General features: G+C 38.1%; 24 protein-coding genes and 2 tRNA genes. 13 read left to right on the forward strand and 13 right to left on the reverse strand.

Translation table 11 applies throughout. From position 1 onward, the window contains the following. Positions 1–116: 116 nt before the first annotated feature. From BV902_RS23650 to BV902_RS23675, 6 genes are all read right to left on the reverse strand, one after another. Positions 117–1,007 carry a TIM barrel protein gene (locus tag BV902_RS23650; RefSeq protein ID WP_046672364.1) on the reverse strand — a complete coding sequence of 297 codons (891 nt, stop codon included), beginning with the start codon at positions 1,005–1,007 and terminating at the stop codon, positions 117–119. Positions 1,008–1,029: 22 nt separating this feature from the next. Then, positions 1,030–1,758: a (Fe-S)-binding protein gene (locus tag BV902_RS23655; RefSeq protein WP_070566110.1), complete on the reverse strand. Its 729-nt coding sequence runs from the start codon at positions 1,756–1,758 to the stop codon at positions 1,030–1,032. Between the two features lie 20 nt (positions 1,759–1,778). Then, entirely contained in the window at positions 1,779–3,077 is a 1,299-nt protein-coding gene (locus tag BV902_RS23660) for an MFS transporter (protein WP_075994031.1), read from the reverse strand. A gap of 10 nt (positions 3,078–3,087) precedes the next feature. Continuing rightward, positions 3,088–4,407: a D-alanyl-D-alanine carboxypeptidase gene (locus BV902_RS23665; RefSeq protein ID WP_172840738.1), complete on the reverse strand. Its 1,320-nt coding sequence runs from the start codon at positions 4,405–4,407 to the stop codon at positions 3,088–3,090. Between the two features lie 124 nt (positions 4,408–4,531). Then, complete coding sequence (locus BV902_RS23670) at positions 4,532–6,247, reverse strand: RagB/SusD family nutrient uptake outer membrane protein (RefSeq protein WP_075994033.1); 1,716 nt, start codon at positions 6,245–6,247, stop codon at positions 4,532–4,534. A gap of 33 nt (positions 6,248–6,280) precedes the next feature. After that, a complete protein-coding gene (locus BV902_RS23675) occupies positions 6,281–9,583 on the reverse strand; it encodes a SusC/RagA family TonB-linked outer membrane protein (protein ID WP_083663751.1) in 3,303 nt (1,100 codons plus the stop codon). Between the two features lie 430 nt (positions 9,584–10,013). On the opposite strand from BV902_RS23675, the gene mqnC reads away from it, so the two are divergent. From mqnC to BV902_RS27615, 3 genes are all read left to right on the forward strand, one after another. Continuing rightward, complete coding sequence (mqnC, locus tag BV902_RS23680; protein WP_075994034.1) at positions 10,014–11,138, forward strand: cyclic dehypoxanthinyl futalosine synthase; 1,125 nt, start codon at positions 10,014–10,016, stop codon at positions 11,136–11,138. 9 nt (positions 11,139–11,147) lie between these two features. Continuing rightward, a complete protein-coding gene (gene scpB, locus BV902_RS23685) occupies positions 11,148–11,708 on the forward strand; it encodes an SMC-Scp complex subunit ScpB (RefSeq protein ID WP_075994035.1) in 561 nt (186 codons plus the stop codon). Between the two features lie 154 nt (positions 11,709–11,862). Continuing rightward, the gene (locus BV902_RS27615) at positions 11,863–12,024 is read left to right on the forward strand and encodes a hypothetical protein (RefSeq protein WP_167450446.1); all 162 of its coding nucleotides are present in this window, start codon (positions 11,863–11,865) and stop codon (positions 12,022–12,024) included. A 104-nt stretch (positions 12,025–12,128) separates the two neighbouring features. Here BV902_RS27615 and trxA read toward each other — a convergent pair whose 3' ends face one another. The 3 genes from trxA to BV902_RS23700 are packed head-to-tail and all read right to left on the reverse strand — an operon-like array spanning position 12,129 to position 14,013. Then, on the reverse strand, positions 12,129–12,425 hold the full coding sequence (gene trxA / locus BV902_RS23690) for a thioredoxin (RefSeq protein WP_075994036.1): 297 nt from the start codon (positions 12,423–12,425) through the stop codon (positions 12,129–12,131). After that, positions 12,425–13,156, reverse strand: coding sequence for a rhodanese-like domain-containing protein (locus BV902_RS23695; protein WP_083663752.1), 732 nt, complete (start codon positions 13,154–13,156; stop codon positions 12,425–12,427). The genes trxA and BV902_RS23695 overlap by 1 nt, the downstream gene beginning before the upstream one ends. Positions 13,157–13,164: 8 nt before the next feature. After that, a complete protein-coding gene (locus tag BV902_RS23700) occupies positions 13,165–14,013 on the reverse strand; it encodes a glycoside hydrolase family 25 protein (protein ID WP_075994038.1) in 849 nt (282 codons plus the stop codon). Positions 14,014–14,080: 67 nt separating this feature from the next. On the opposite strand from BV902_RS23700, the gene BV902_RS23705 reads away from it, so the two are divergent. The 7 genes from BV902_RS23705 (at position 14,081) to BV902_RS23730 (ending at position 17,752) form a co-directional block, all read left to right on the forward strand. Continuing rightward, entirely contained in the window at positions 14,081–14,965 is an 885-nt protein-coding gene (locus tag BV902_RS23705; protein ID WP_075994039.1) for a bestrophin family protein, read from the forward strand. A 96-nt stretch (positions 14,966–15,061) separates the two neighbouring features. Beyond that, positions 15,062–15,146, forward strand: a tRNA-Ser gene (locus tag BV902_RS23710). A 264-nt stretch (positions 15,147–15,410) separates the two neighbouring features. Continuing rightward, positions 15,411–16,307, forward strand: a complete 897-nt coding sequence (locus tag BV902_RS23715) for an alpha/beta fold hydrolase (RefSeq protein WP_075994040.1) — start codon at positions 15,411–15,413, stop codon at positions 16,305–16,307. A 4-nt stretch (positions 16,308–16,311) separates the two neighbouring features. After that, positions 16,312–16,602 (forward strand): RNA polymerase sigma factor, encoded by a 291-nt coding sequence (locus tag BV902_RS28620; RefSeq protein WP_335682250.1) that lies wholly within the window; start codon positions 16,312–16,314, stop codon positions 16,600–16,602. Further along, on the forward strand, positions 16,556–16,807 hold the full coding sequence (locus BV902_RS28625; protein WP_313187417.1) for an RNA polymerase sigma factor: 252 nt from the start codon (positions 16,556–16,558) through the stop codon (positions 16,805–16,807). The genes BV902_RS28620 and BV902_RS28625 overlap by 47 nt, the downstream gene beginning before the upstream one ends. Then, the gene (locus tag BV902_RS23725; RefSeq protein ID WP_075994041.1) at positions 16,794–17,390 is read left to right on the forward strand and encodes a hypothetical protein; all 597 of its coding nucleotides are present in this window, start codon (positions 16,794–16,796) and stop codon (positions 17,388–17,390) included. Before BV902_RS28625 ends, BV902_RS23725 begins: the two co-directional genes overlap by 14 nt. Before the next feature lie 277 nt (positions 17,391–17,667). Next, positions 17,668–17,752 (forward strand) — tRNA-Ser (locus tag BV902_RS23730). Positions 17,753–17,818: 66 nt separating this feature from the next. On the opposite strand, the gene BV902_RS23735 is transcribed toward BV902_RS23730, so the two are convergent. Next, positions 17,819–18,709, reverse strand: a complete 891-nt coding sequence (locus BV902_RS23735; protein WP_075994042.1) for a winged helix-turn-helix domain-containing protein — start codon at positions 18,707–18,709, stop codon at positions 17,819–17,821. Positions 18,710–18,881: 172 nt separating this feature from the next. Between BV902_RS23735 and BV902_RS23740 the strand changes: the two genes are divergently transcribed. Both BV902_RS23740 and BV902_RS23745 read left to right on the forward strand, forming a co-directional pair. Continuing rightward, positions 18,882–19,424, forward strand: coding sequence for a hypothetical protein (locus BV902_RS23740; RefSeq protein ID WP_075994043.1), 543 nt, complete (start codon positions 18,882–18,884; stop codon positions 19,422–19,424). A gap of 317 nt (positions 19,425–19,741) precedes the next feature. Further along, a complete protein-coding gene (locus tag BV902_RS23745) occupies positions 19,742–20,278 on the forward strand; it encodes an ExbD/TolR family protein (protein WP_075994960.1) in 537 nt (178 codons plus the stop codon). A gap of 186 nt (positions 20,279–20,464) precedes the next feature. On the opposite strand, the gene BV902_RS23750 is transcribed toward BV902_RS23745, so the two are convergent. Further along, entirely contained in the window at positions 20,465–21,031 is a 567-nt protein-coding gene (locus BV902_RS23750) for a hypothetical protein (protein WP_075994044.1), read from the reverse strand. A gap of 188 nt (positions 21,032–21,219) precedes the next feature. On the opposite strand from BV902_RS23750, the gene BV902_RS23755 reads away from it, so the two are divergent. Further along, positions 21,220–21,612, forward strand: a complete 393-nt coding sequence (locus tag BV902_RS23755; RefSeq protein WP_075994961.1) for a group III truncated hemoglobin — start codon at positions 21,220–21,222, stop codon at positions 21,610–21,612. Between the two features lie 109 nt (positions 21,613–21,721). On the opposite strand, the gene BV902_RS23760 is transcribed toward BV902_RS23755, so the two are convergent. Further along, positions 21,722–22,390: a sterol desaturase family protein gene (locus tag BV902_RS23760; RefSeq protein WP_236582760.1), complete on the reverse strand. Its 669-nt coding sequence runs from the start codon at positions 22,388–22,390 to the stop codon at positions 21,722–21,724. A gap of 234 nt (positions 22,391–22,624) precedes the next feature. Next, entirely contained in the window at positions 22,625–23,299 is a 675-nt protein-coding gene (locus BV902_RS23765; RefSeq protein WP_075994045.1) for a head GIN domain-containing protein, read from the reverse strand. Between the last annotated feature and the right edge of the window lie 134 nt (positions 23,300–23,433).

Here is a 23,433-nt window from a genome sequence, read left to right on the forward strand (position 1 = left end):
TTCTAACGAATGGACGGCAGTTTTTTTCGTTGTTGCATCCAAACAACACTTCAATTAAAACCTATCAACGAGTCGAGTTCTTTCCATTTCCTGAAAAGAACTCGACTCGTTAAATATTAAATCAAAGGGCGCAAACGTTCCAGTAATTTTTTAGTAGCAAAAATACCCTCTTCTTCGCTCAACTTACTTCCCTCATATTCAATCCCCACATAACCTTTGAATTTTGCTTTTTTAACAATCTTCAACATACGCTCATAGTCAATTTGCGTTTCATTTCCATTGGCATCAAAATCATGTGTTTTGGCACTCACACCATGCGCATAAGGCATTAGATCAGTCACGCCTTGATAACGATCATACTCATAGAAATTACCAAGATCAGGTAAACTTCCACAATATTTACTACCCACTGCTTTTAATGTATTGGCCAACCAGTCACCATGTGAAGAGATACCACCATGGTTTTCTACAATAATGCTAATCCCCGCTTTTTTACCAATATCAGATAGCGTTGTTAAACTTTCAACAACACGTTTACTCACTTCCTCAGGAGTTCCTTTTCCAGCCGCATTGACACGGATTGCATGACAACCTAAGAAATTAGCAGCAGAAATCCACTTATAATGGTTTTGCACGGCTTGTTTTCTCTTTGTTTCATCTTCATCACCGAGATTTCCCTCACCATCAATCATAATGAGTACATTACGTACACCATTATCTTTTGCACGCATATTCAGCTCAGTAAGGTAGTTATTATCATTAGCCTTATCCTTAAAAAACTGATTCACATATTCCACCCCGTAGATACCGTATTTTTTGGCAGCTAATACCGGAAAATCCAAATTGTTCAAATCTCCCTTGAACAAGGATTTATGCAATGACCATTCAGCCAAGGAAATGTCAAACCAATCTTTCTTTGCTGCCGCAAAACTCTCCAAAGAGGGAGCTAATGCTATACCAGCAGACGCTAGCGCAAGGTTTTTAAGAAAATCTCTTCTTGAATTCATGTGTTTAGATTTAATGTGTTATTTAAATATTTCCCCAGCCAGTAGTCAACACATCAACGAGGTGCATCGTCTGAATGGGTAATTTATGTTTATCGATATAAGATTGAAGCTGTAGCAAACAAGATGAATCAGTGGAAATAATATAATCCGCATTCAGATCAAGTGCGTTGCGCACTTTTTGCTCAGCCATTGCTGCGGATATTCCTTCGAATTTAACGGCAAAACTCCCCCCAAACCCACAACATGTCTCGCTATCTTTCACCTCCACCATCTCCAAACCTAAGACCTTACTCAATAATTTCCGTGGTTCCTCTTTAATCTTGCACTCTCGCAAAGCCGAACAAGAATCGTGGTACACCGCAACACCCTCAAGCTCAGCTCCAAAATACTCTTTTTTTAGCACGTTTACTAAAAAATCAGAGATTTCCATAACCTGTTGCTGTATTTTATGGCATTGATGGGAATCTGCCGAATTTGCGAATAAATCATTATAAGCATGTCGTACCATACCGGTACAAGACGCAGAAGGAGAAATAATCACATGATCTCCTGAGAAATCACCTAAAAACTTCCGTCCGACCTGTTTTGCATCATCCCAAAATCCAGCATTATAGGCAGGCTGGCCACAGCATGTCTGCTCAGGATTATAGACAACCTCGCAGCCGACCTTTTCTAATAAACGAACCGTATTAAAAGCGGTCTCAGGGTAAAGCTGATCTATAAAACAAGGAACAAAAAGTTCTACTTTCATATGCAATTCAATCAATAAAATTAAGATTTATTGGATACTAATATCCGGATCAAAAGTAACAATCCAATTACAAAAAATAAAGAAAGAACCAATGCCGAATATCGAATATTATGTGTAACCTGTTCTATAAACCCGAATGAGAATAATCCTATGACAATGGCAACTTTTTCTGTGACGTCATAGAAAGAGAAGAAAGCAGTCGTATCTTTGATATCCGTCGGAATTAATTTAGAATAGGTTGAACGCGATAAGGACTGAATCCCGCCCATAACTAAACCGACCAATGCAGCAATGATATAAAACTGAAGTGGGGTAGATAAATAAAAGGCCGAAATACAGATTCCGATCCAGATCATTACCACAACGATCAACACCTTGATATTCCCAAAAAGCGTAGATAAATAAGACATTAAAAATGCACCTAAGATAGCTACAAGTTGAATGAGAAGAATGGTAGCAATCAACCTTTCCGCGCCTAAATGCAAAATTTTCTCCCCAAAAGAAGAGGCGACAATCATCAAAGTCTGAACACCAATTGCATAAAAGAAAAAAGCCGGCAAAAACTGTTTTATTTCAGGAATACCTTTGATCTTTTGGATAACATGGCCGAATTCATTCCGTACATTCTGAACAAAACTCTTACCTGTGTTATTCTCGGTTGCATCGATTTTAGGCAGGTATTTAAAAGGAATCATTGAAAACCCAAGCCACCACAATCCGACCATTAAAAATGATATACGAGCCGGTAGTGAAGCATCTGTAATACCAAACCATTCAGGTTTAAGCACCACTATAAAACAAAGAATCTGTAAAGTGACACAGCCAATATAACCATAAGCAAAACCTTGCGCACTCACCTTATCTTGCTGATCGACTGTCGCCAAAAGCGGCAAATAGGAATTATTAAACAAAACACCGCCAATATACCCCATCGCTGCAAGCACAAAACAGATGATACCAATTTCCAAAGTTTCAAGCTTGAAGAAAAATAAGCACATACATGCAACTGCTCCAACATAAGTGAAGAATTTCATAATCTGTTTCTTTTTTCCTTTTGCATCAGCGTACGAAGAAATAAAGGGCAAAGAAAACGACATCAACAGATAGGCAAAAGCCAAAGAAAAATTAGAAAGTGCGGTATTGACGACTTCAATCCCAAAGAAACTAACAACATCACCATGCTCTTTTGTTGTAGTAATTGCGGTATAGTAAACAGGGAATATCGTGGAAGTAATAACAAGGTTGTAAGCAGAATTGGCCCAATCGAACATGGCCCAAGAACGAATCAATTTTTTATTGTTTTTTACAATTGCTTCCATTTAAATTGGCTTAATAAGTTTGACGAATATAAGTAATTATTTTAGCCATTTCTTTACGAATTGCACTTGCTCGATCATCTATATAATTATTGTTCATAAAAGAAAATGCCAAGCGCCTTCCTGTCCGTGTGATCAAATAACCACTTTGATTATAGACAGATGTAATCGTTCCCGTTTTAGCAAAAACAAACGGTTCTCCGAGATCTTTGCTATAGGTACGTTTCAGGGTACCATCTACACCTCCGGCCGGAAAAAGACGAAAACGTTCCTTCTCATCCGGCAACTTATTTTTCAAGACGACCAATAGATCGACATTATTTTGCGGTGTCACCTTGTTATAGGACGACAAGCCCGATCCATCAAAAATGGCAACCTCAGCTGAAAAGTATTTATAAACGTTATTCTTCATCCAGTCCCGCACCAAGTAAGTATCAAATTGGCCGAATTGTTTCCACGAACACATCATTAAAAACTGTTCAGCAATAAAATTATCACTTGGCAACATCATTTCACGTATTAAATTTTTGGTACTGCCGGAATAGAGTATCTTGGTATTGCTTGGTTTTTGATAAGACAATAAGGTCACGGATTTACCTAGACTATCCGACAATAATTTAATAAATAAGCTATCAGAATAGATAAATGGGACTTCATTGACATAACCGCTCGGAACGGGACGTTTGGACATCCAAAAGGAATTTGCACGAAATGAACGGGAAAGTTCAAAATCACCTACCTTAGGTTCCGGCAAAAAATCCAGTGAATTTTGAAAACTCGTTGGAGAGGTTGATAAATAATTATAACCTTTTTGTCGAAAAGTGACCACATTGCCATAAATAGGAAATGTACTGATTTCAGGCTGATAGTAAGCTTCAAAATCTTCCATAGCCCAACCATGTGCAAAGAACTTATTCTTCATTGTCCCTGGTACAACAAAAATGCGTTTATTCGTATTTTTCAAAAAGTTATACACTACCCGGGTATCTAACCGATTATGCAAAAACGTCGGATCGCCTGTCCCCCAGATAAGCAGCGAGTCTCCTCGTTCCACATACTCCAAACCGGGTATTGAATCGCCCAGCAGGGCCAAAGCGGCATAGGTTGTATACATTTTTGTATTGGAAGCCGGTGTAAAATGCTTATTGCCGTTTATGTCCATCACATATTTATTGGCATTTAGGTCATACAAAGAAAAACCAACAAAATGATCATTTAATATTTTAGATTCTTGAAATAGCTGATAAACATCCTCAAAGCTCTGAGCCTTCGCTACAAAAGTAGCCGCCAGCACAAACCAAAGCAGCAACAATGCACTTAAATTTTTTTTCATCAGTTCAAACATACAAAAAACTGCAAGAACTCTCTTTCGCCTATTGCCAAAATTCAGATACAAATCCTTTAAAAAGGAAAGGGGAAGACATTGCCTCCCCCTTTCCTTTTTAAAATATCAAAAATTAATATCCTTGATTTTGTGTCAGAGCTCCACCACTTCTGTCAATCTGCGATTGTGGAATTGGGAAGTAATCATTTTGAGGTTTATAGTTTAAGCCTTTATAGCGAGCCATAAAACCGCCTTCAAACGTTGCGTAGCTTTCCAATACAGTTTTCGCCTCCCCCCAACGCACAAGGTCATAGAAACGATGTCCTTCCATCGCTAATTCTAAACGACGTTCAAAACGAACAGCTTTGCGCGCATAATTTTGGTCTGGGAAAGAAGTATAAGGTTTAACAACATATACCGCCGCTGCTACATTATCGCCAGTCGTTTTAGGAGGTAATTTTGCCGCACGCTCACGAACTGCATTTACCAGATTCATTGCTGCACCTAAATCGCCTAATTCAACCTGACATTCAGCTGCCATTAAAACAACATCAGCTAAACGAATAATATTAACATCCAAGTCAGTAATATATGCCGCTCCTGACGCAGTATGTGTTGCATGCAAACTCTTCGGAATCATTGTTTTTATACCAACAAATGGTCCACCTGAGCTCACCTCACGAATCCATGCATCACCTGGCATGACACCATAATCATAGAAATTCACACCTCTACGGCCAACCGTATAATCTAAACGTGGGTCAAAACGAAGCGTAACATCAAGTTTATATGTTTTCTTTGCGTCATCGGACAAACCGAAATCTGATTTATATGGATTATTTCGATAAGAACCATCTAACAATGGTAATCCATTTGCATCGACTTTATAGGCATTAACCAAATCAATGGTCGGCTGATAGAAACCACAACAACCTACAGGATTACTTCCATTTAATCCAGACAACATATCACCAACATTGGCATTATCACCAGATCCATCTGGATTAATCACATGCTTCGATACCAATAATGCCTCTGGGCCGTCTTTTGTAAGTACATCAAAGTTATTTTGGTACGGCATCGTACGTAGATCCTTTGCACCTATAACTTCCTTAAACAAAACTAACGCATCCGCATATTTTTTCTGATAGAGGTAAACTTTACCCAGATAAGCTTTCGCGATATTCTGATCCATACGTCCGGCCTGGCTATTGATTTTTGTCGCTGGCAAATTCGCTATTCCTGCTTTTAAATCGTCAATAATCTTCGGAAGTACATCATCCTTATTCGGTTTCGTTTTAGCCTCATCATCTGTTGTGTTCTCATCAACATACGCTAGATTTTTGAAAACACGCCATAAATAAAAATAATAATGCGCTCGCAATACTCGGGCCTCACCTTCTATTTCCTTCGCACGTGCAGCCGTTACCGTTTTTTCACCTGCTTGGTCAGCCTTCAGAATACGCAACGTATTATTTGCCCTTAATACGCCCTCATAATAAACTTCCCACATTTGACTCAGGTTGTCGTTCGAACTATTTGGCGTATGAAATTCGATCATATTCATGTTCGGTTGATCGGTTGCCTCAGATCCTTTATGTGCATTATCTCCAGCAACTTCACCAAACAACCATTGGCTAGGCGCCGAAGAGTAATTCCCCCAGGTACCGTTGACATTGCCGTTTAATATTCCATACGCCCCGATAAGAGAGGCCTCTATACCTTTTGAATTTACAATCTGAGACTCGGGCAATTCTGCTTGCGGATCACGCTCCAAAAAAGATTTCCCACAAGAGGCTAATAAAGTCAATGATATACCTAAAACTGTAATTATATTTCTTTTTTTCATTTCAATCAAATTTTAACTTAAATCACTAAACCCTTAAAATCCTAGACTAACACCCAACATATATTGACGAGCCTGTGGATACACACCAAAGTCTACACCCAAGGCTGGGTAAGTCGACGGAGTAGCCGTAACTTCTGGATCAAGTCCCTCATATTTAGTAATCGTAAACAGATTTGTTACCCCCACATAAGCACGGAGTTTCTTGATACCGGTATTATTACCAAAAACACGATTGGTATCGAAGTTATAGCCAACTTGAAGATTTTTCAATTTCAAGAAACTTGCATCCTGTACATAATAGCTCGAAGAAGCATATTCATAGGGTGAAGCATTTCTCACTTGGGAAGGGATCATGCTACCGCTATTCGTTGGACTCCATTCATCCAATACGCGCGTACTTTTTTGACCTCTAAACACACCAAAATCTGTAAAGTATCTCGTAGCTTCATAGTTTTGATTACCCTTTGAGCCATAGAAGTAAGCCATAAAATCAAAGTTTTTATAAGCCGCATTGATATTGAATGAATACACAAAATCAGGATGTGGGCTACCTATAATGGTACGGTCACTTGCATCAATTTTGCCATCACCATTGACATCCTCAAATTTAAGTCCACCAGCTCTCGACTTTCCATCCTCATATTTAGCGACACTCGCATTGTTCATATCCGCTTCCGAATAAATACCAATTACTTTATAGCCATAGAAAGCACCAAGAGGTTCTCCAGGTTTTAAGATGGAGGTTTCCATACTTCTAAAACTACCGTACACTTGTTGGGTTACTGATGGTGCCAAAGAAACGATCTTGTTCACGTTACGTGAAATAGTAGCGGACAGATCCAATTTAAATGCACTTTCTTGACGTCTACCGTAATGATAATTCAATGAAAACTCGATACCTTTATTTTGCATATCACCAATATTTACATAAGGCGATCCGGCCCGACCTGCGGCAACAGCAGGTAAAGGTAACAGGTACAACATGTCTTTCGTCTTTTTATTGTACCAATCGAAAGATCCATCAAAATCACCTTGTGCCAGGGTAAAATCCACCCCAACGTTTAATGCAGATACTTGTTCCCATTTCACGTCCGGATTACTATAGGCATTGTGCCACATACCGGAAGTCAAGCTTCCGTCAATAGGATATGAAGATGAATTAATAGCGACCTGATAGCGATTCAGATATTGATTGGCTGGAATACGTTGGTTCCCCGTCACACCATAACCCGCTCTGATTTTTAGGTCCGAGATCCATGAAACACCTTTCATGAATTCTTCCTCCGACAAACGCCAGGCAGCACTCGCTCCAGGGAATGTTCCATATTTATTGTTCGGCCCAAAATTAGAAGAACCGTCACGACGCACTGTTGCACTTAAGATATACCGATCTTTGTAGGAATAATCAACCTTTCCAAACACCGAAAACAAGGAACCTACAGAACCGCTACCTTCACTGACGCGACCAGTTGAAGCGGCATCCAAGTAAAGGTAATCAAGCGATGACATTGTAAAAAAGCCATTTCCTTTTCCCCTTATCTGCCTATTTCTATTCTGAATAGCTTCCGTACCAGCGAGAATGCTCAACGTATGCGCCTCATTAAATGTTTTTTTATAATTTAAAGTATTTGTCCAAGTCCATTCTTTATTCAGTCCAAAAAATTCATTAATTCCGTTGTTAAAACTTCCTTCTGTAAACTCAGGGTTTGGATAGGTATAAGATACACCATTGTAGTTTTCATACTTCATACCAAAACTGCTACGGAAGGTTAATCCTGAGACAATATCAAATTCTCCAAAGACATTCCCGAAAAACATATTGCTCTTATTTTTATTATCCTTGGCACGATAGGCGATAGCAACAGGGTTTTCGCCATTACCATACTGTCCGCCAACAGATCCCGCAAAATTTCCACCCTCATCATATACAGGAATGATATTATGAATACGATACGCAAAACCTAAAGCACTACCTTCACCGATATAGTCCCCGGCAGTATTGGTATTTACCCCCATACCAAATCCTTCTGTAAAACTGTATTGCATATTTTCGCCGAAACGTAGTTTATTATTAAAGGCAGAGAAGCGTGTGTTTGAACGAAGATTATATTTTTCAAAACCGGTATGAATAATCGTTCCTTTTTGTTTCAGATAACCGCCCGAAATCGCATAGGACGCATCTTCACCACCTCCTAAAACGCTAAGTTGGTGCGACTGGGTAGGCGCATTTTGGGATAAAGCATCAAACCAGTTGGTTCCGGCCTTATTTGCTTTGGTAATTTGATAAAAATCGCTTCGGCTACTCGCATCGTACTTATATTTTGACATATCCACGTCTGCGGCTGTAATCACATCTTTCCCGCCCACTTTAGGTCCAGCAATAAGGTAATCAGGCATCACATTGTTTGTGCCGTCCAATCTGTTTTCAATATCCAATGTTTGTTGCGGAGACAACATTTTTGGAAAACGCCCACTGTTTGGAACCTGCACACCATAATAAGAGTCAAGGCTAAATTGAGGTTTTCCACTTTTACCGATTTTTGTGGTAATGATGACAACACCATTATTTGCACGTGAACCGTAAATTGAAGCTGCTGATGCATCTTTTAAGACCTGCATCGTCTCAATATCATTTTGATTCAACCAGCTTAACTTTCCTTCATAAGGCACTCCATCAATAATGTAAAGCGGCTCGTTGTTGTTGATCGTACTGTAACCACGAATTTTGATCTGTGGTGTAGAACCAGGGGCACCATCAACTACGATCTGAACCCCTGTTGCCCGCCCTTGCAATGCCTCAACTGCACTCGCCGCCGGGGTAGTCTTCAACTCCTTCACATTGACAACGGCAACAGCACCGGTTAAATCTTTCTTCCGCTGTGCCGAATAACCTGTGACAACAACCTCTTCCAAGGCATCTTCTGAACCACTTAAGGAAATTGCAAGATCAGCCTTCGAAGAAACAGTAACTTCAGTACTTTTGTACCCAATATAACTGATAATCAACACATCGCCTACTTTTGCTTGAATGGTAAATGCACCATTCTCGCCGGTCGACGTCCCGTTACTGCTCCCTTTGACTTTCACAGATACACCAGTAATACCTTGACCTGTAGCAGCATCCTTCACGACCCCCTTGATAGGTGTCTGTTGTACGCTCCTTGTTTTGATTAATGAAACGACTTCAACTTTGCCATGGCTAGTTAATCCACTGGCAAATCCATGAGTGGTCATTCCTCCCCCAATGAGAAGAGAACTCATAATCAGAAACCTCTTATTGAACTTTTGGCCCAATATGAGATCAAAACAGCAATTTTTGTCCGTTTTTTTCATCATAATTTTACTAAATAGGTGGTTTAAAAAAAATTTATGTTTATGCTTTAGTTGTTTTAGTTGCTATTGGTTATTATTTAAGTTTTTGGTCATTTTTTAGGTCTGACGACAACAATGCTATATTATTGGCAGATTCAGGACCCTTGGTTATTCATTTTTTACTAATTTGGTTATTTTCCAGAAATGTTAAAATCTGTTAAATAAATGTAAAGAATAATAAATGTAAAAAAAAAGGAAAAATCTTAATTAATTCACAAAGCGCTATAAATCAAGTTATTGTATTTTATACACTAAGTTGCAATGCAATACTATTGTTACACAAGCATATCCTTTTGTTTTTTATATCCGGAATGTTTCCCAAAATTCAATTTGCATTGTCAAATATTCCGCAAACAGGTCCAAATAAGCTAAAAGCTCCTTATATTTGTTGTTGATGAATGTAAGTAATTTATTAGAACGGGCGCTCCGATTTGAGTTCCTATCCAAGGAAGAAGGTGTTTTTTTATATCAAAATGCACCTACAGCTGATTTGACTTTCGTAGCCAATGAATTGCGTAAGATACAAGTGCCACATGGTAAGGTAACCTGGCAGATCGACAGAAATGTCAATACCACAAATGTGTGTATTGCAAATTGCAAATTTTGCAATTTTTTCCGTCGCCCTGGTCATGAAGATAGCTACATTACCGATATTGAAAGCTACAAACAAAAGATAGAGGAAACTTTTAAATACGGTGGCGATCAACTGCTGCTGCAAGGTGGCCATCACCCGGATTTAGGTATTGAGTTTTACAAAAACCTTTACAAGCAATTAAAGGAACTTTATCCTACGCTAAAACTACATTCTCTCGGCCCACCTGAAATTGCGCATATTTCCAAATTGGAGAACATGAGCCATATTGAAGTTTTGACGCAATTGAAAGAAGCAGGACTAGACTCGCTACCTGGAGCGGGAGCTGAAATTCTCAATGATCGTGTGAGACGTCTTATATCAAAAGGAAAATGCGGTGGTAAAGAATGGCTAGATGTTATGCGGGCAGCCCATAAAATTAATTTACCAACTTCTGCCACCATGATGTTTGGTCATATCGAAACGATAGAAGAACGTTTTGAACATTTGGTATGGATTCGCGAAGTACAGGATGAAAAACCTCAGGAATCCCATGGATTTATTGCGTTTATCCCTTGGCCTTTCCAAGATGATGGCACCTTATTGAAAAGACTGCGCGGTATTACCAATAATGTAACGAGCGAAGAATATATTCGCATGATTGCCTTAAGCCGCATCATGCTTCCTAATATTAAAAATATACAAGCTTCCTGGCTCACCGTCGGAAAGCGCACAGCGCAATTATGTCTGCACGCTGGAGCGAACGACTTCGGCTCAATTATGATTGAAGAAAATGTCGTTTCGGCAGCAGGTGCACCACATCGGTTTACATCAAAATCTATACAGGAAGCTATTTTGGAAGCTGGATTCAGCCCACAACTGCGAACACAAAAGTATGAGTTCCGTGAGCTACCAGCCCATATGGTCGAACAGGTCATTAACTATTAATACGATACATTGAAAGACGTCATAAGAAATATTGAAGCAATTATATTTGCTTCTGCGGAAGGAATAGATCTTGCCGATATCAAACAGATTTTGCAGGAATCCTTAGCCATCGAAGTATCCAGGGAAGAGCTACGTGAGTTGATTAAAAAAATTGAAACGAAGTACCAGGATGAAGACTATGTACTCGAATTACGCTATATCAACAACGCCTATCAGTTTTTGACAAAAGCTGTTTATCATGAATCGATACAACAGCTCCAAAATCACAATAACAAGCGAAAACTAAGTCAATCAGCACTAGAAACACTCGCAATCATTGCCTACAGACAACCGATAACAAAATTAGAAGTGGAGCAGATTAGAGGTGTAAGCTGTGATTACTCTATTCAACGGTTACTGGAAAAGAAGTTGATCAAAATTGCGGGAAAAGCAGATAGTATCGGAAAACCTTTACTTTATGCAACAAGCCAGCAGTTCATGGATCACTTCGGAATCAATGGTGTGAGAGATCTCCCTCAATTGAAAGACATCGTTACCGAGGACAATGCGATTGGCGAAACAAATGAATAAATAAAATAAAATAAATTTTTATTTTCAAAACACAATTCAACATACTGATTAACAGAAAAATAAAGCTTAATATTTTTTTAAAAAAAAAGTTTTAAAAAATAGTTTTCTTCTCTAATTTTACAACATTGAATAAGAAACAATAAAGTATTATTTTATGAACACGGCAACTTTAGCTAACGAAGATCTTGAAGAAGTAAAATTCGCATCTTTCAACGGTCCTGATGACGATGATGATGATTTCGATGATGATTTCGATTTACCTGAAATCGACTCGATTGGAGGATTGGATGACTTCGATGATGACGATGAATTTTAATATTTTAGTGCGATATAACACTACCTATTAAAACACCAGAGTATCATTAAAAAATAAGGCGTTCAATTTGATTGAACGCCTTATTTTTTACTTTACTTGATTTTTTACTTTACTTGATCGATCAATTTATGTAATTCCATCTTGGGAATCATGCCGCTTTGTCGCCATACCTGTTGGCCATTTTTGAACAACACGAAAGTAGGCACGCCACTTACCTTATAAATCGAAGCAATTTTTGGATTCTTATCCACGTCGATCTTAATGATAGACAAATCATCTTGATAAAATTCCTTTACATCCTGTAAAATCGGCGCCATAGTCTGGCAGGGACCGCACCACGTCGCAAAAAAATCCACCAAAACCAGCGAATTTGATTGAATAATCTGGTCAAAAGTAGCCATTATTGATTCTCCTTTACTTCTTCTTGCAATGCCTTATACCCACCTTGGATATTGCATATATGTTTAAATCCTTTAGCACTCAAAATAGATACAGCCACTGCACTCCTATAACCTGATTGACAGTGTACATACAGCTGTTGATAGTCTTTTTTAAGCGTAGAACCAAAATTAACGAAATCTGTTAATGGAATATTCATTGCATTGTCAATATGTCCATTACCAAATTCTTTATCTGTTCTTACATCCATAATATGACCTTGATCTGATCTTTTCCTGAATTCTCCTGCACTGATATTACGCAACGAGACTACATCTTCACTAGCTTTCCAAGTTTCAATGCCGCCTTCCAAAACCCCAATAACATGGGTATAACCCAGCTTTAATAAATGATGATAAACCGTATCTTGACTATTTCCGTCTGTAATCAATAAAAGCTTTTGAGCTTTATTGGGAAACACTTGCGCCAAAAAGTGGTCAAAAGGACCTTTAAAGCCTATATTTATAGATTTAGGTACAAATCCTTGTAGGAATATATCGCCAGGTCGCGTATCAAGAACTTGGATAGCTGTTTCACGACGCAATTTTTTAAATTCTTTCAATGTTAATCGTGATAAATCTGAAGCGGGTTGCGACATCTCGACCCGATGACTCTTCGATTCTGCATGCAATTGCATTTGAACATTAAACAGTGCTAAACAAACCCCACATAATGTGATAAAAACTCTATGCATATATTTTACTATTTAAAAGGAATAAGCAGCTTTTCCAATTCCTCAATTTTACCATTGTATATATTTAAGTCCACATTGCCTTGAATCCCTCTGACAGTACCTTTTTCAGAAAATTGCCAGAAAGCCCAATGCGCTTTGGGGTTCTCAACCCAGAAGTTATAATTTGCAATCCACAACGTATAAGCTGCAAATTCCTTTTCCAAAAAGTCACTATAAAACTTATCTCCGGAGTAAAGAATGGGTTTTACTTTGTAGTGGGCTTCAACTTCTTCAAGCCAACGTTTTAGCCCAACTTTCAAGCTATCCATCGATTGTTGTTTTGGATGCTCCTCAATATCCAAGACCGGTGGAAGATCGCCAGACTGTAGTTTAACCTTCTGAATAAAATTCTTCGCTTGCTTGACCGAGTTCTCATTGGGTCTAAAATAATGGTAGGCGCCTCTCAAAACTGCCCTATTTTCCGTTTTACTCCAATTTCGACTAAACTTATCATCAATTCCTTTTTCACCCATTGTCGCCCTGATAAACACAAAATCTATCGGAAAATGATCATTGATTGTGCTTACCTTTTGCCAATCTATTTCTTCCTGATAGGTAGACACGTCTATGCCAAACACCTTATCATCGTGCTTGCTCATAATCTCAATATTACGAATATCATATTTAGCTTCCTTCGTCAGAGACTTGTCTTTGGAGGTAGCCACGCGAAAATAGTATATAATTCCAGCCCGATAATGCCACACAACAAGACAGAGGAAAAGCACCAGCATTCCTGCTATCATCCAAATCCACTTTGTTCCACTAACCTGACTTCCTTTTGTACTTGTTTTCTTTCTTTTTGATCGCTGTTGTGCCATAGCACGATGAAGTTACGGCAATAGCAATTAACTCGCAAAATTTTCGCAACAATTTATATTTTTGTGTATGATCGTATACAACCCCAAAGACTGGCTTTCGGCAACTTTCAAGTTGCATAAATCAGATACCTTCAAAAAGTTACTGCCATTTCTTGTTTTGATAGCGTTTTATTCCTGGATGATTGCCTTTCTTGAATTGGAATACCTCAAACTAAATGAAAAGAGCTGGGTCAAAAACATTACCATTGTCCACAACCTACTCGGTTTTGTTATATCGCTTTTACTGGTATTCCGAACAAACACGGCCTATGACCGCTGGTGGGAAGCCCGAAAACAATGGGGTACATTGACCAATGTTAGTAGAGCCTTTTCGTACAAACTAAATGCCATGCTGGATGTAGATGACAAAGTGAATCGTAGTTTTTTCAGAAAGGCAATCCCCCTATTCGCAGAAACACTATACGATTTTCTAAGATCGGATTACACCAAGTTTATGCTCGACGAAAACGAACACCCTGAGTTAAAGGCTTTAGACAATAAAAAACATGGTCCGAACCAAGTTTCCACCATGATCTTCCACAAAATCAATGATCTATATAAAGAAGGAACTATAAGTGGCGATCAGCTTATTATCCTTAATGAGGAAATTATTACCATGACACATGTTTGTGGAGCTTGTGAGCGTATTAAAAACACCCCAATACCATTAGCATATAGTGCATTTATCAAGAAGTTCATTATATTCTATACCATGACCCTTCCAGTAGGTTACGTTTTTTCCATCGGTTACTTTGTTGTGATTGCTGTACCATTTATCTTATATGTTTTAGCATCTCTTGAATTAATTGGTGAGTCCATTGAAGAGCCATTTGGTATCGACCAGGACGATTTACCGATCGACAAAATTGCGGCCAACATCAGGAAACACTGCCATGAGATTATCCCTGCATAGACTTTTTTAAAAAACAATCTAGCTCATTTTCAAACGCTAAGACTAACTATAGAAAATAAGTTTTGTAAATCTATTCGAAATTTCTACTTTTGTCGCGGAGAGTTGGCAGAGTGGTCGAATGCGGCGGTCTTGAAAACCGTTAACTGTCACAGGTTCGGGGGTTCGAATCCCTCACTCTCCGCAGAAAAAGCCTTTCAGAAATGAAAGGCTTTTTGCTTTTGCTCCTTTATTCTCCCCCATCAAAAGAACAATTTTCTTATAGTACCATTCCATTCGAATTATCAGAGCGTTACCTACAAGAAAACAACATTTCCCTCAACTCTTCCTGGCCACATGCACTCTTTTTCACTTTTTTCATTCTTTTATGTAATAATCTGTAATTCATAACATCTAATAGGCAGAATATTTTAGAAAACCATAATTACTAATTTTAAATTCAATTCTTATGAAAACGATTGTTCTTCGTATCAATAAAGATCTACCGAACTATTTAAGCCATTTCACCAAAGTCGGTATTTCAATACTTTTACTTATGATTTACGGATCGGCATTTGCACAGAAAAAATATGATTTTCAGGTCAGTATCTATGGAAAAGGAACACCGATCATTCTTATTCCAGGATATAGTTGTAGTGGAACCGTATGGACAGAAACTGTAAATCACTTAAAAGATAAATACGAATGTCACGTGCTTACACTTCCTGGTTTCGCAGGACAAGCAGCGATTAAAGAAGCATTGCTTGAGACTATGCGCAATGAAATCATAGCATATACAGAGGCAAAAAAATTGCAAAATCCGATTCTTATAGGCCATAGTTTAGGAGGCTTTTTGAGTCTCTGGATCGCAAGCACCGCACCTTCGCTATTTCAAAAAGTTATCGTTGTGGACGGAGTACCGTTCTACCCGGGCATGCAGAACCCAAATACAAGTGTAGAGGAAGTGAAAAAGTTTGTCGATAAAGATGCACTTATCGCACAATTTACTTCGATGGGAGACCAACAACTTAGTGTGTATGCTGAAAATATAGCACGACAGCTGGTAACTGATTCTATAAAAGCCAAAACAATAGCCGAATGGCAAGTACAGAGCGATAGAGTTACATTAGCATCTGCTTTTTATGAAATGATGACGACGGATATCCGCCAGGATCTTGCTAAAATTACCATACCCGTTTTGGTGCTAGGTAGTAAGTACGAAACGCTGGAAAAATCACAGCAGATTCTTTCCGAGCAATATAAGTATGTAAAAAAGCTAACTTTACACAATACCAACAGTAAGCATTTTATTATGTATGATCAGCCAATTTGGTTTTTTAAAGAACTAAACACATTTTTAAAATAACCCGATGACCAACAAAGAAAAGTTTGAGATTATTTACAAAGAATATGCGCCGGCCATCCGCAAATTATGCCTCAGTTATACCGGAGACCGAGATAATGCAGAAGATTTAATCCAAGAGACCTTCATTACTGTATGGAAAAAACTCGATAGTTTTCGCAACGATGCCAAATTAAGCACCTGGATCTACAGAATAGCGATCAATAATTGCTTGACGAGTATGCGAAAAAAACATCTGCATTTAAAAAAAAATGACCGACACAAGCTGCATCGATATACCAGAGGATTCATCGAATGAAAAAATACAGCAGATTGATCTGCTGTACAAATGTATCAGCAAACTAAAAGAAGCTGATAGGGTACTGATCACATTGGTATTAGATGAAAAACCTTATGAGCAAATAGCAGAAATTACGGGAATTACAGAGAATAATCTCCGTGTAAAAATCCATAGAATTAAAAAAGAATTAACCGAAATTTTCCATAAATATGCAAGACTTTAACGATTTACAACATCTTTGGAAACAGGATAGCAAACAAAATATCTTGCCCCCAAAACACCTGAATAAGGTCAAAAACTTTCGTCAAGAATTAATAAGGAAAGAAATAGCCGGTGCTGTTTTATTGCTTGCAACGGGATTAATTATTCTTGCTCTGGCATATTTCCTTGATTTTAGGCATAAAACGCTCGCATTGTACACAGCAATGTTTATCGTATCCTTCCTTTGTTTTATACAGGCATATTTAATGTTGACTACTGCACGAAAAGTCAAACAAATCAACGAAGTAGCTTTACCTACCGAGCATTTACAACAGTGGCAAGAGTTTGACTCCTTTCGAAAGAAAAGAATTCATTGGAATATGCCGATTTATCATCTACTTCTCGGTATAGCGATCTCGATCTATCTTCGGGAAATCCTAGCGGGTGCTAGTTTCCATTATTATTTACTGACTTACCTTCCAACCTATAGCTGGATTCTATTTTCCTACTTTTATCTGGGCAAAAGACAACTCGCTAAAATTGATCGATCAATCAACGAAGTTATTTTTGAATTACAGGAGTTAGAACGACAGTTCGGAAATTGAAAATCGGATGATATTTGCTCCTAAAAAATACATTCATGGTTACATTTTTAATTGCAATAAATAAGCTAAAACAAGATTATGATCACATCCAAAGCGAACATATCGTCCAGGGCAGAGCCCGCTATCTCCAATATGACATCGAAAAGTGGGGCACCCGTTAAAAATAACCGACTGGTATTCAACTACATTTCTATTTAAGAGTGCTAAAGCTATTTTTAAACAAAGAAAAATGTAAAATAAGTTTTGTAATTCTACCCAAAATTTCTACTTTTGTCGCGGAGAGTTGGCAGAGTGGTCGAATGCGGCGGTCTTGAAAACCGTTAACTGTCACAGGTTCGGGGGTTCGAATCCCTCACTCTCCGCAGAAAAAGCCTTTCAGAAATGAAAGGCTTTTTGCATTTTAGCCCAATTTATCCCCTTACTCTGTTTTAAGAACTTACCTCAAGTTTATATCCTTTACCACGTATAACCGTAATTTTGATATTCGGATCAAACTCCAGTTTTTTTCTAAGTTTTGATATAAACATATCTAAACTGCGCCCAACAATAATCCCCTCATCTTCCCAAATCTCTTTTTGCAGCCGGGTTCGCGCTATCGTCTGGTTAGGAGACAAGGCGAAAATATGCAACAGACGAGCTTCCGTTCCAGTGAGATCTATGGTGTTTTCATTAATGACCATTTCTCGCTCCTGCGGATTAAACAAAACGGCCCCAAAGGTTAAAATACTGTTATTTTGATCGTCTAACACAGTGCTTCGCTTCCGATCCGATTTCCAAAAAATGAATCCAGCAAATGCTAAGAACAACAGGATACCAAGAAAATAGCTATTCGCTGCTGTATTTATCCCGCTCGGTTTAAATTTAATATTGATCATGTAACATCCTTTAGGTTGCACTCTACCTCTACAAGCAATAATATCATCTTTTTTATTATGGGAAATAGCATATCCATAAGCTACACTCGAATTGCCATAGTTGAGGACGTTAACGACATAATCACGGGCAAGAGGATCATTGACCAACAGGCGCTGAATAGCACTCACCAGTGAGTCTGGTTTAAAAGTGATTTCATTCTCAAACCTGATCTGATATTCATTTTCTTGAATCTTTTCTATCGGAAGTACCCTTGATCTACTGTCTCCAGACTGCGTAAGCAGTTCATCTCCTATCCTCCTAAGCAAAACTTCCCTCCTAGCGCTATCAAAATCGTCTGTGCCAGTCATATCAAAAGCAACAAAGGCCATCGCAATAAACAAGAGTATTATACCACCATACAAGTACTTGCGGTTCCCTGAGAAAATATTTCGGCTTTCAGACATACGATTTACAATTTATTTACAAAGATTACATCACTATTTACAATATAAATCCCTCTATATAAGTATCATCAAAGTAATTTTGTTACATCACTCTAAAACAGATGCGAGAAAAAAAGTTTGAACGGATCTAATTTACTGGGATAAATCTAATGTTCATTAAACTTTTAAAAATATGAAAAAAATTATCTACGTATTGGTTTTACCGCTCGCTATAGGAAGCGGCTTGGCCTTTGCCAATCGCGAAATCAAAAATGAAACCTTAAAAAAAACAGCGCCGAATTCACGCACTTCTACTGGAACGACCACCGAAAGGAATAAATGGGAAGCGAGCCCCAATGGTATAAAGTTCAAAAAATGGAAAGAATCTCCCGAAGGTATAAAAGTACTTGACAATGCTGCGAAAATAAAGGATCAAGTAAAGAATTCTGCCAACATAGAGGCGGTTGTAACTTCTCTCTATCTTCCTCTTGGTGCACAGTTAGGTTTTGGAGTGATGGTTAGGATTAATCGTGAAGACTATATTCTAAGTTTTGGTCTCGAAAATTCTAATGAATTTCAACAATTGAAAAGTCTGAAAGTAAACGACAAAATAACGATAAGGGGGCGTAGTGTCATGTACGCGCCTAAGTATTCGTATCCAATAGTAGCGGGCGACTATGTACAAAGAGATAACAAAATAATTTATAAACGCATCCCTAACCAAGGCGGTTGCTAAGTAACTTACCCACCAATCCGCAAGAAAAGCCTTTCAGCATAGAAGGGCTTTTTTGCAAACCACTAGAAAAATTTCGACAGCCTAGCAAGCGCCCTAAATTGATTGAAAGGACAAAATGACAAGTGAATTGGTCAAATCGGATCAACAACGAACAAACTAAAACATAGCAAAAAAATACTGATTATCAACAATTAAGAAAAAAAACACTGAAAGTACTTGAGAAAAACCCTAGTTTTTAAAAAAATACTGTGGAATCCGTTCTTCTCTGACATCATAATAGTGAGTAACAACAACGTGTTAACCTAAAGATGACGATCATGGCAGAATTAAACCAAAAAACGCAAGAAACGGGAAAGAAAAAAATAAGAAGCAGAAAAATGGCTCCTAAAGTAGATTTAACAGCCATGGTAGACCTCGCATTTCTTCTCATTACATTCTTTATGTTGACCACAACATTAAATAAACCATCTGCAATGGATATCGCCATGCCAGACAAAATTAAATCAGATGTAGAAAGTTCGGTTCTTATTGATGAAAACCGCACAGCGACCCTCATTCTTGGCGAAGGAAAATTCATGTGGTATCATGGGGATTTCAAAAAACCGATCAGCTCTTCAAAAGTACCGGTAGATATCGAGAAGGGGCTCTCAGCTGTTATAGCACAGTTAAAAGCTAAGATAAGCACCATACCCAATACAAAGGAAATGATTGTATTGATCAAGCCTAGCAAAGAAGCGCGCACAAAAGATGTTATTCAGACGATAGATCAATTGAAGGGCAAACATATCGCACGCTATGTGATCAGTAAAACACAAATTGAAGAAGAAAAGCAATTGCTCGCTGCACTCCAGTAACATTGATTTGATCGATATCCTATCCATGCATTGAGTCAACCTATTGAATAAGCCTTTCATAGGTAAAATCAATTAACATCATCAAAAAACGTGGAAATGCTTTCTATCTGATGAAATAGACAATAACAAACTTACCGAAAGATCGTATGGTCGATCTTTCGGTAGATTCCAGACCCGTACCGAAAATTATCTTTTATCCAGATTGTTCCAATAACGTTCCACATTTTCTTTTACCTCAACCGGTAGGGACGCATAATTGTCTGAAAACGTTGTTTGACTATAACCATCTGCTTCCTCCGCACGGAGACGGTAAAACTTATTCTTATAAAGAACTAGTCCAATACAACTAAGCTGCTTTTGTAAATCATCCTTTGGATGCCTTGAATAGATAAATAATGCATCCAATTTACCGTCCCTATCGGCATCAAAAAATGCCTTCCGAGATTCCCAAACCGACGTAACGATCCCTTCTTCGGATATCAATTCATCAGCCACAAGCTGCCACATTCCATCGATCTGCTGAAATTGTTGTACATAGAGTTTGTCGGGGTCGGCACCCCGTTCCTCTTTTGAAAAAACAATATAATTATCTTCTTTTGGAGTTTGAATGCGTTCCACTTGCAACACACGCTTCCCTTTAAATGGAAAACCAGAAGATTGAAAATTTTCCTTATTGATCGAAATTGTTGTAACCTGCGCCTCAGCAGCATAAAATCCCATCGATAATAGGATTAAAAGAACGTATTTTCCCATATGTTTTTCCCTTAGTATTGAGTCAATTTACTGACAATAAAAGAGAATTACAATATTTCAACGAGACATCTTTACATCCAAGTGATGCGATTCTCCATAAATGTCACTACATTTAATCTAGATAAACATCATGAAGAAGCTTTTGATCCAGCTATAGGTCTTTATTCATGAGCTTAGATCATACGCCGATGAAACAAGATATTCAAACACTCGATGACATTAAAGTATTAGTAGATCAATTTTATACGACGATACGTAACGATACTTTGCTCGGACCTATTTTTAAAGAAAGAATCCAAGACAATTGGGCGATCCATCTTGAAAAGATGTATAGTTTCTGGCAGACTATCCTACTGGATGAACATCGTTATTTCGGCAGCCCCTTTCCACCTCATATTAACTTGCCCATTGATGCGCAACATTTTGGTCAATGGCTCAAATTATTCGAAGCAACAGTAGATGGCCTATACAGTGGACAAAAGGCTGAAGAAGCCAAATGGCGTGCGCAGAAAATGGCCCAAATGTTTCAGTTCAAACTGGAATACCTGCACGCCAACCCCAACAAGAAACCATTGATCTAAAGTTAGCCTACAAAGCCTACTTGATGGCATTGTTAAATAAAAAGAAAAATTATTCCATAAAAAAAGCCCTTGAAAACTTCCAGGGCTTTTTTAGTTGATGTGATTCAATTTATGCTTTTTCTTCTTTTAAGGAAGTAGAATCTTTTTTGGGTTCCTTTTCTTCGAAACCTGAGCGTAAAATTTCATCCCATAAGGAAGAACTCACTCCAAAACCCTTTTCTGGATCAGAATAATGGTGCAACATATGGTGCTGCTTGATCCGTTTGAAAATACCGCTTTTAAAATTAGCATGGTGCATCGCGTAATGACATTCGTCATAGATCAAATACCCCACCATAAAACCTGAGAAAAAACAGGCTAAGATAAACTCATTCGAAAAAAACAATGTAAAACCAAGATAGACCAAAAGAGCTAGTGGAATACTCGCTGACAACGGCATCACCAAACGCATACGGTCTCTTGGGTAATCATGATGCACACCATGGAAAATAAAAGCGATTCGCTTTCCCCATTCCGATGTCGGATGAAAATGAAACACCCAACGATGTAATGCATATTCAAAAGCAGTCCAAAAAGCTAAACCAAAAATAAAATACCCAATGTAGGTTAAAAAGGAAATCTCTCCCCAAACTAGCGCTTTATACGAAAAGAAAACAACCACGGGTACATAGAAAATCAAAGGTACACTCCAATGCACTTTCGTCAAAGACTCTAAAAAGTCATTCTTGAACATGCGCGTAGATTCCGTAGAATTTGAAACATAATTACGCTTTGCCATAATACTATTTTTATTATTCCCTCACAAAAATAAGTATTTTAAGCACAAATGAAGAAGGTTTCTGATGAGAAAAACAAAATAACTGACCTTTTTAATAAAAAGGTTAAACAATAATCATTACCCCAATCAAGCTAAACCCTTTTTATTTCATCTATTACCTCAAATTTCCACTCTTTTCTATAAAATCAACTAAAATGAACTCGCACTAAAATTGACAAATCCAAGACAGTTTACTTATTTAAAGTTGACTGTTCCTCCGGCCATTTTCTTTTCTACACGTTGTTCTGGTTTTCCATAGACATCAATGACACCGCCACCACGTGTTTTGGTTTCGATGGAATCAGTAACATAAACATCTGCTTTACCGCCACCATTCACAGTGACCGTCGTGATACTCGTCTTAAAATCTTTACCTTCATATTTGCCGCCAAAATTCGAAATGATCTCCTGTTTATCTGCCTTTCCATACAAAGCGATTGTAGCCCCCGAGGTCACTTTTATTTCAGCTGTTTTTACAGCCGTATAGAGATCGACCAAACCACCTTCTGAAGCATATACTTTTAAGTGGTCAGCAGCAACTGGATTATTTGTAGTTGCAAATACCTTGGCTCCTTTTTTTGCTTCCACATTGTTCAAACTCTTGTAATATACCTTCACAGAGATATTCCCCCCTTGCAGCATATTCAACGTATTCATTTTCAAAACCAAGGATCCATTTGTGTTGACAACCTTAACATTTTCATGGTTCTGTCCTTCAAACGTCACCAAGGACTCGTCGGATTTAATCAACTCCACCTGAATCTTGTCCGTCGCTACAACCGAAGAAAAATCGCCAACATTTTGCTTCACCTGCCCAAACCCCATTTGGGCAATTAATAAAAGAATTACACTGACTCCTAAAAATTTCATATTTACTTGACTTTTTATTGTTGTTCGTCAAAAAATAAGCCAATTCCTATTAAGAACAATATTTTTAACCTATTTTGACATAAAAAAGGCGCCCTATCTAAGGGCGCCTTTATGATCTATTTTTTCAACCTAAG

The organism is Sphingobacterium sp. B29 (assembly GCF_001952815.1).
GTDB classification, from domain to species: Bacteria; Bacteroidota; Bacteroidia; order Sphingobacteriales; family Sphingobacteriaceae; genus Sphingobacterium; species Sphingobacterium siyangense.

Bases quoted from the DNA above. Each gene is read 5' to 3' on its own strand.
- BV902_RS23655 (WP_070566110.1), bottom strand. From the start codon at position 1,758: ATGAAAGTAGAACTTTTTGTTCCTTGTTTTATAGATCAGCTTTACCCT.
- BV902_RS23650 (WP_046672364.1), bottom strand. From the start codon at position 1,007: ATGAATTCAAGAAGAGATTTTCTTAAAAACCTTGCGCTAGCGTCTGCT.
- BV902_RS23670 (WP_075994033.1), bottom strand. From the start codon at position 6,247: ATGAAAAAAAGAAATATAATTACAGTTTTAGGTATATCATTGACTTTA.
- BV902_RS28620 (WP_335682250.1), top strand. From the start codon at position 16,312: ATGACCAACAAAGAAAAGTTTGAGATTATTTACAAAGAATATGCGCCG.
- BV902_RS23740 (WP_075994043.1), top strand. From the start codon at position 18,882: ATGAAAAAAATTATCTACGTATTGGTTTTACCGCTCGCTATAGGAAGC.
- trxA (WP_075994036.1), bottom strand. From the start codon at position 12,425: ATGGCTACTTTTGACCAGATTATTCAATCAAATTCGCTGGTTTTGGTG.
- BV902_RS23760 (WP_236582760.1), bottom strand. From the start codon at position 22,390: ATGGCAAAGCGTAATTATGTTTCAAATTCTACGGAATCTACGCGCATG.
- BV902_RS23725 (WP_075994041.1), top strand. From the start codon at position 16,794: ATGCAAGACTTTAACGATTTACAACATCTTTGGAAACAGGATAGCAAA.
- mqnC (WP_075994034.1), top strand. From the start codon at position 10,014: ATGAATGTAAGTAATTTATTAGAACGGGCGCTCCGATTTGAGTTCCTA.
- BV902_RS23750 (WP_075994044.1), bottom strand. From the start codon at position 21,031: ATGGGAAAATACGTTCTTTTAATCCTATTATCGATGGGATTTTATGCT.
- BV902_RS23755 (WP_075994961.1), top strand. From the start codon at position 21,220: ATGAAACAAGATATTCAAACACTCGATGACATTAAAGTATTAGTAGAT.
- BV902_RS23660 (WP_075994031.1), bottom strand. From the start codon at position 3,077: ATGGAAGCAATTGTAAAAAACAATAAAAAATTGATTCGTTCTTGGGCC.
- BV902_RS23715 (WP_075994040.1), top strand. From the start codon at position 15,411: ATGAAAACGATTGTTCTTCGTATCAATAAAGATCTACCGAACTATTTA.
- BV902_RS23675 (WP_083663751.1), bottom strand. From the start codon at position 9,583: ATGATGAAAAAAACGGACAAAAATTGCTGTTTTGATCTCATATTGGGC.
- BV902_RS23735 (WP_075994042.1), bottom strand. From the start codon at position 18,709: ATGTCTGAAAGCCGAAATATTTTCTCAGGGAACCGCAAGTACTTGTAT.
- BV902_RS23695 (WP_083663752.1), bottom strand. From the start codon at position 13,156: ATGCATAGAGTTTTTATCACATTATGTGGGGTTTGTTTAGCACTGTTT.
- BV902_RS27615 (WP_167450446.1), top strand. From the start codon at position 11,863: ATGAACACGGCAACTTTAGCTAACGAAGATCTTGAAGAAGTAAAATTC.
- BV902_RS28625 (WP_313187417.1), top strand. From the start codon at position 16,556: ATGACCGACACAAGCTGCATCGATATACCAGAGGATTCATCGAATGAA.
- BV902_RS23745 (WP_075994960.1), top strand. From the start codon at position 19,742: ATGGCAGAATTAAACCAAAAAACGCAAGAAACGGGAAAGAAAAAAATA.
- BV902_RS23665 (WP_172840738.1), bottom strand. From the start codon at position 4,407: ATGAAAAAAAATTTAAGTGCATTGTTGCTGCTTTGGTTTGTGCTGGCG.
- BV902_RS23765 (WP_075994045.1), bottom strand. From the start codon at position 23,299: ATGAAATTTTTAGGAGTCAGTGTAATTCTTTTATTAATTGCCCAAATG.
- BV902_RS23700 (WP_075994038.1), bottom strand. From the start codon at position 14,013: ATGGCACAACAGCGATCAAAAAGAAAGAAAACAAGTACAAAAGGAAGT.
- BV902_RS23705 (WP_075994039.1), top strand. From the start codon at position 14,081: ATGATCGTATACAACCCCAAAGACTGGCTTTCGGCAACTTTCAAGTTG.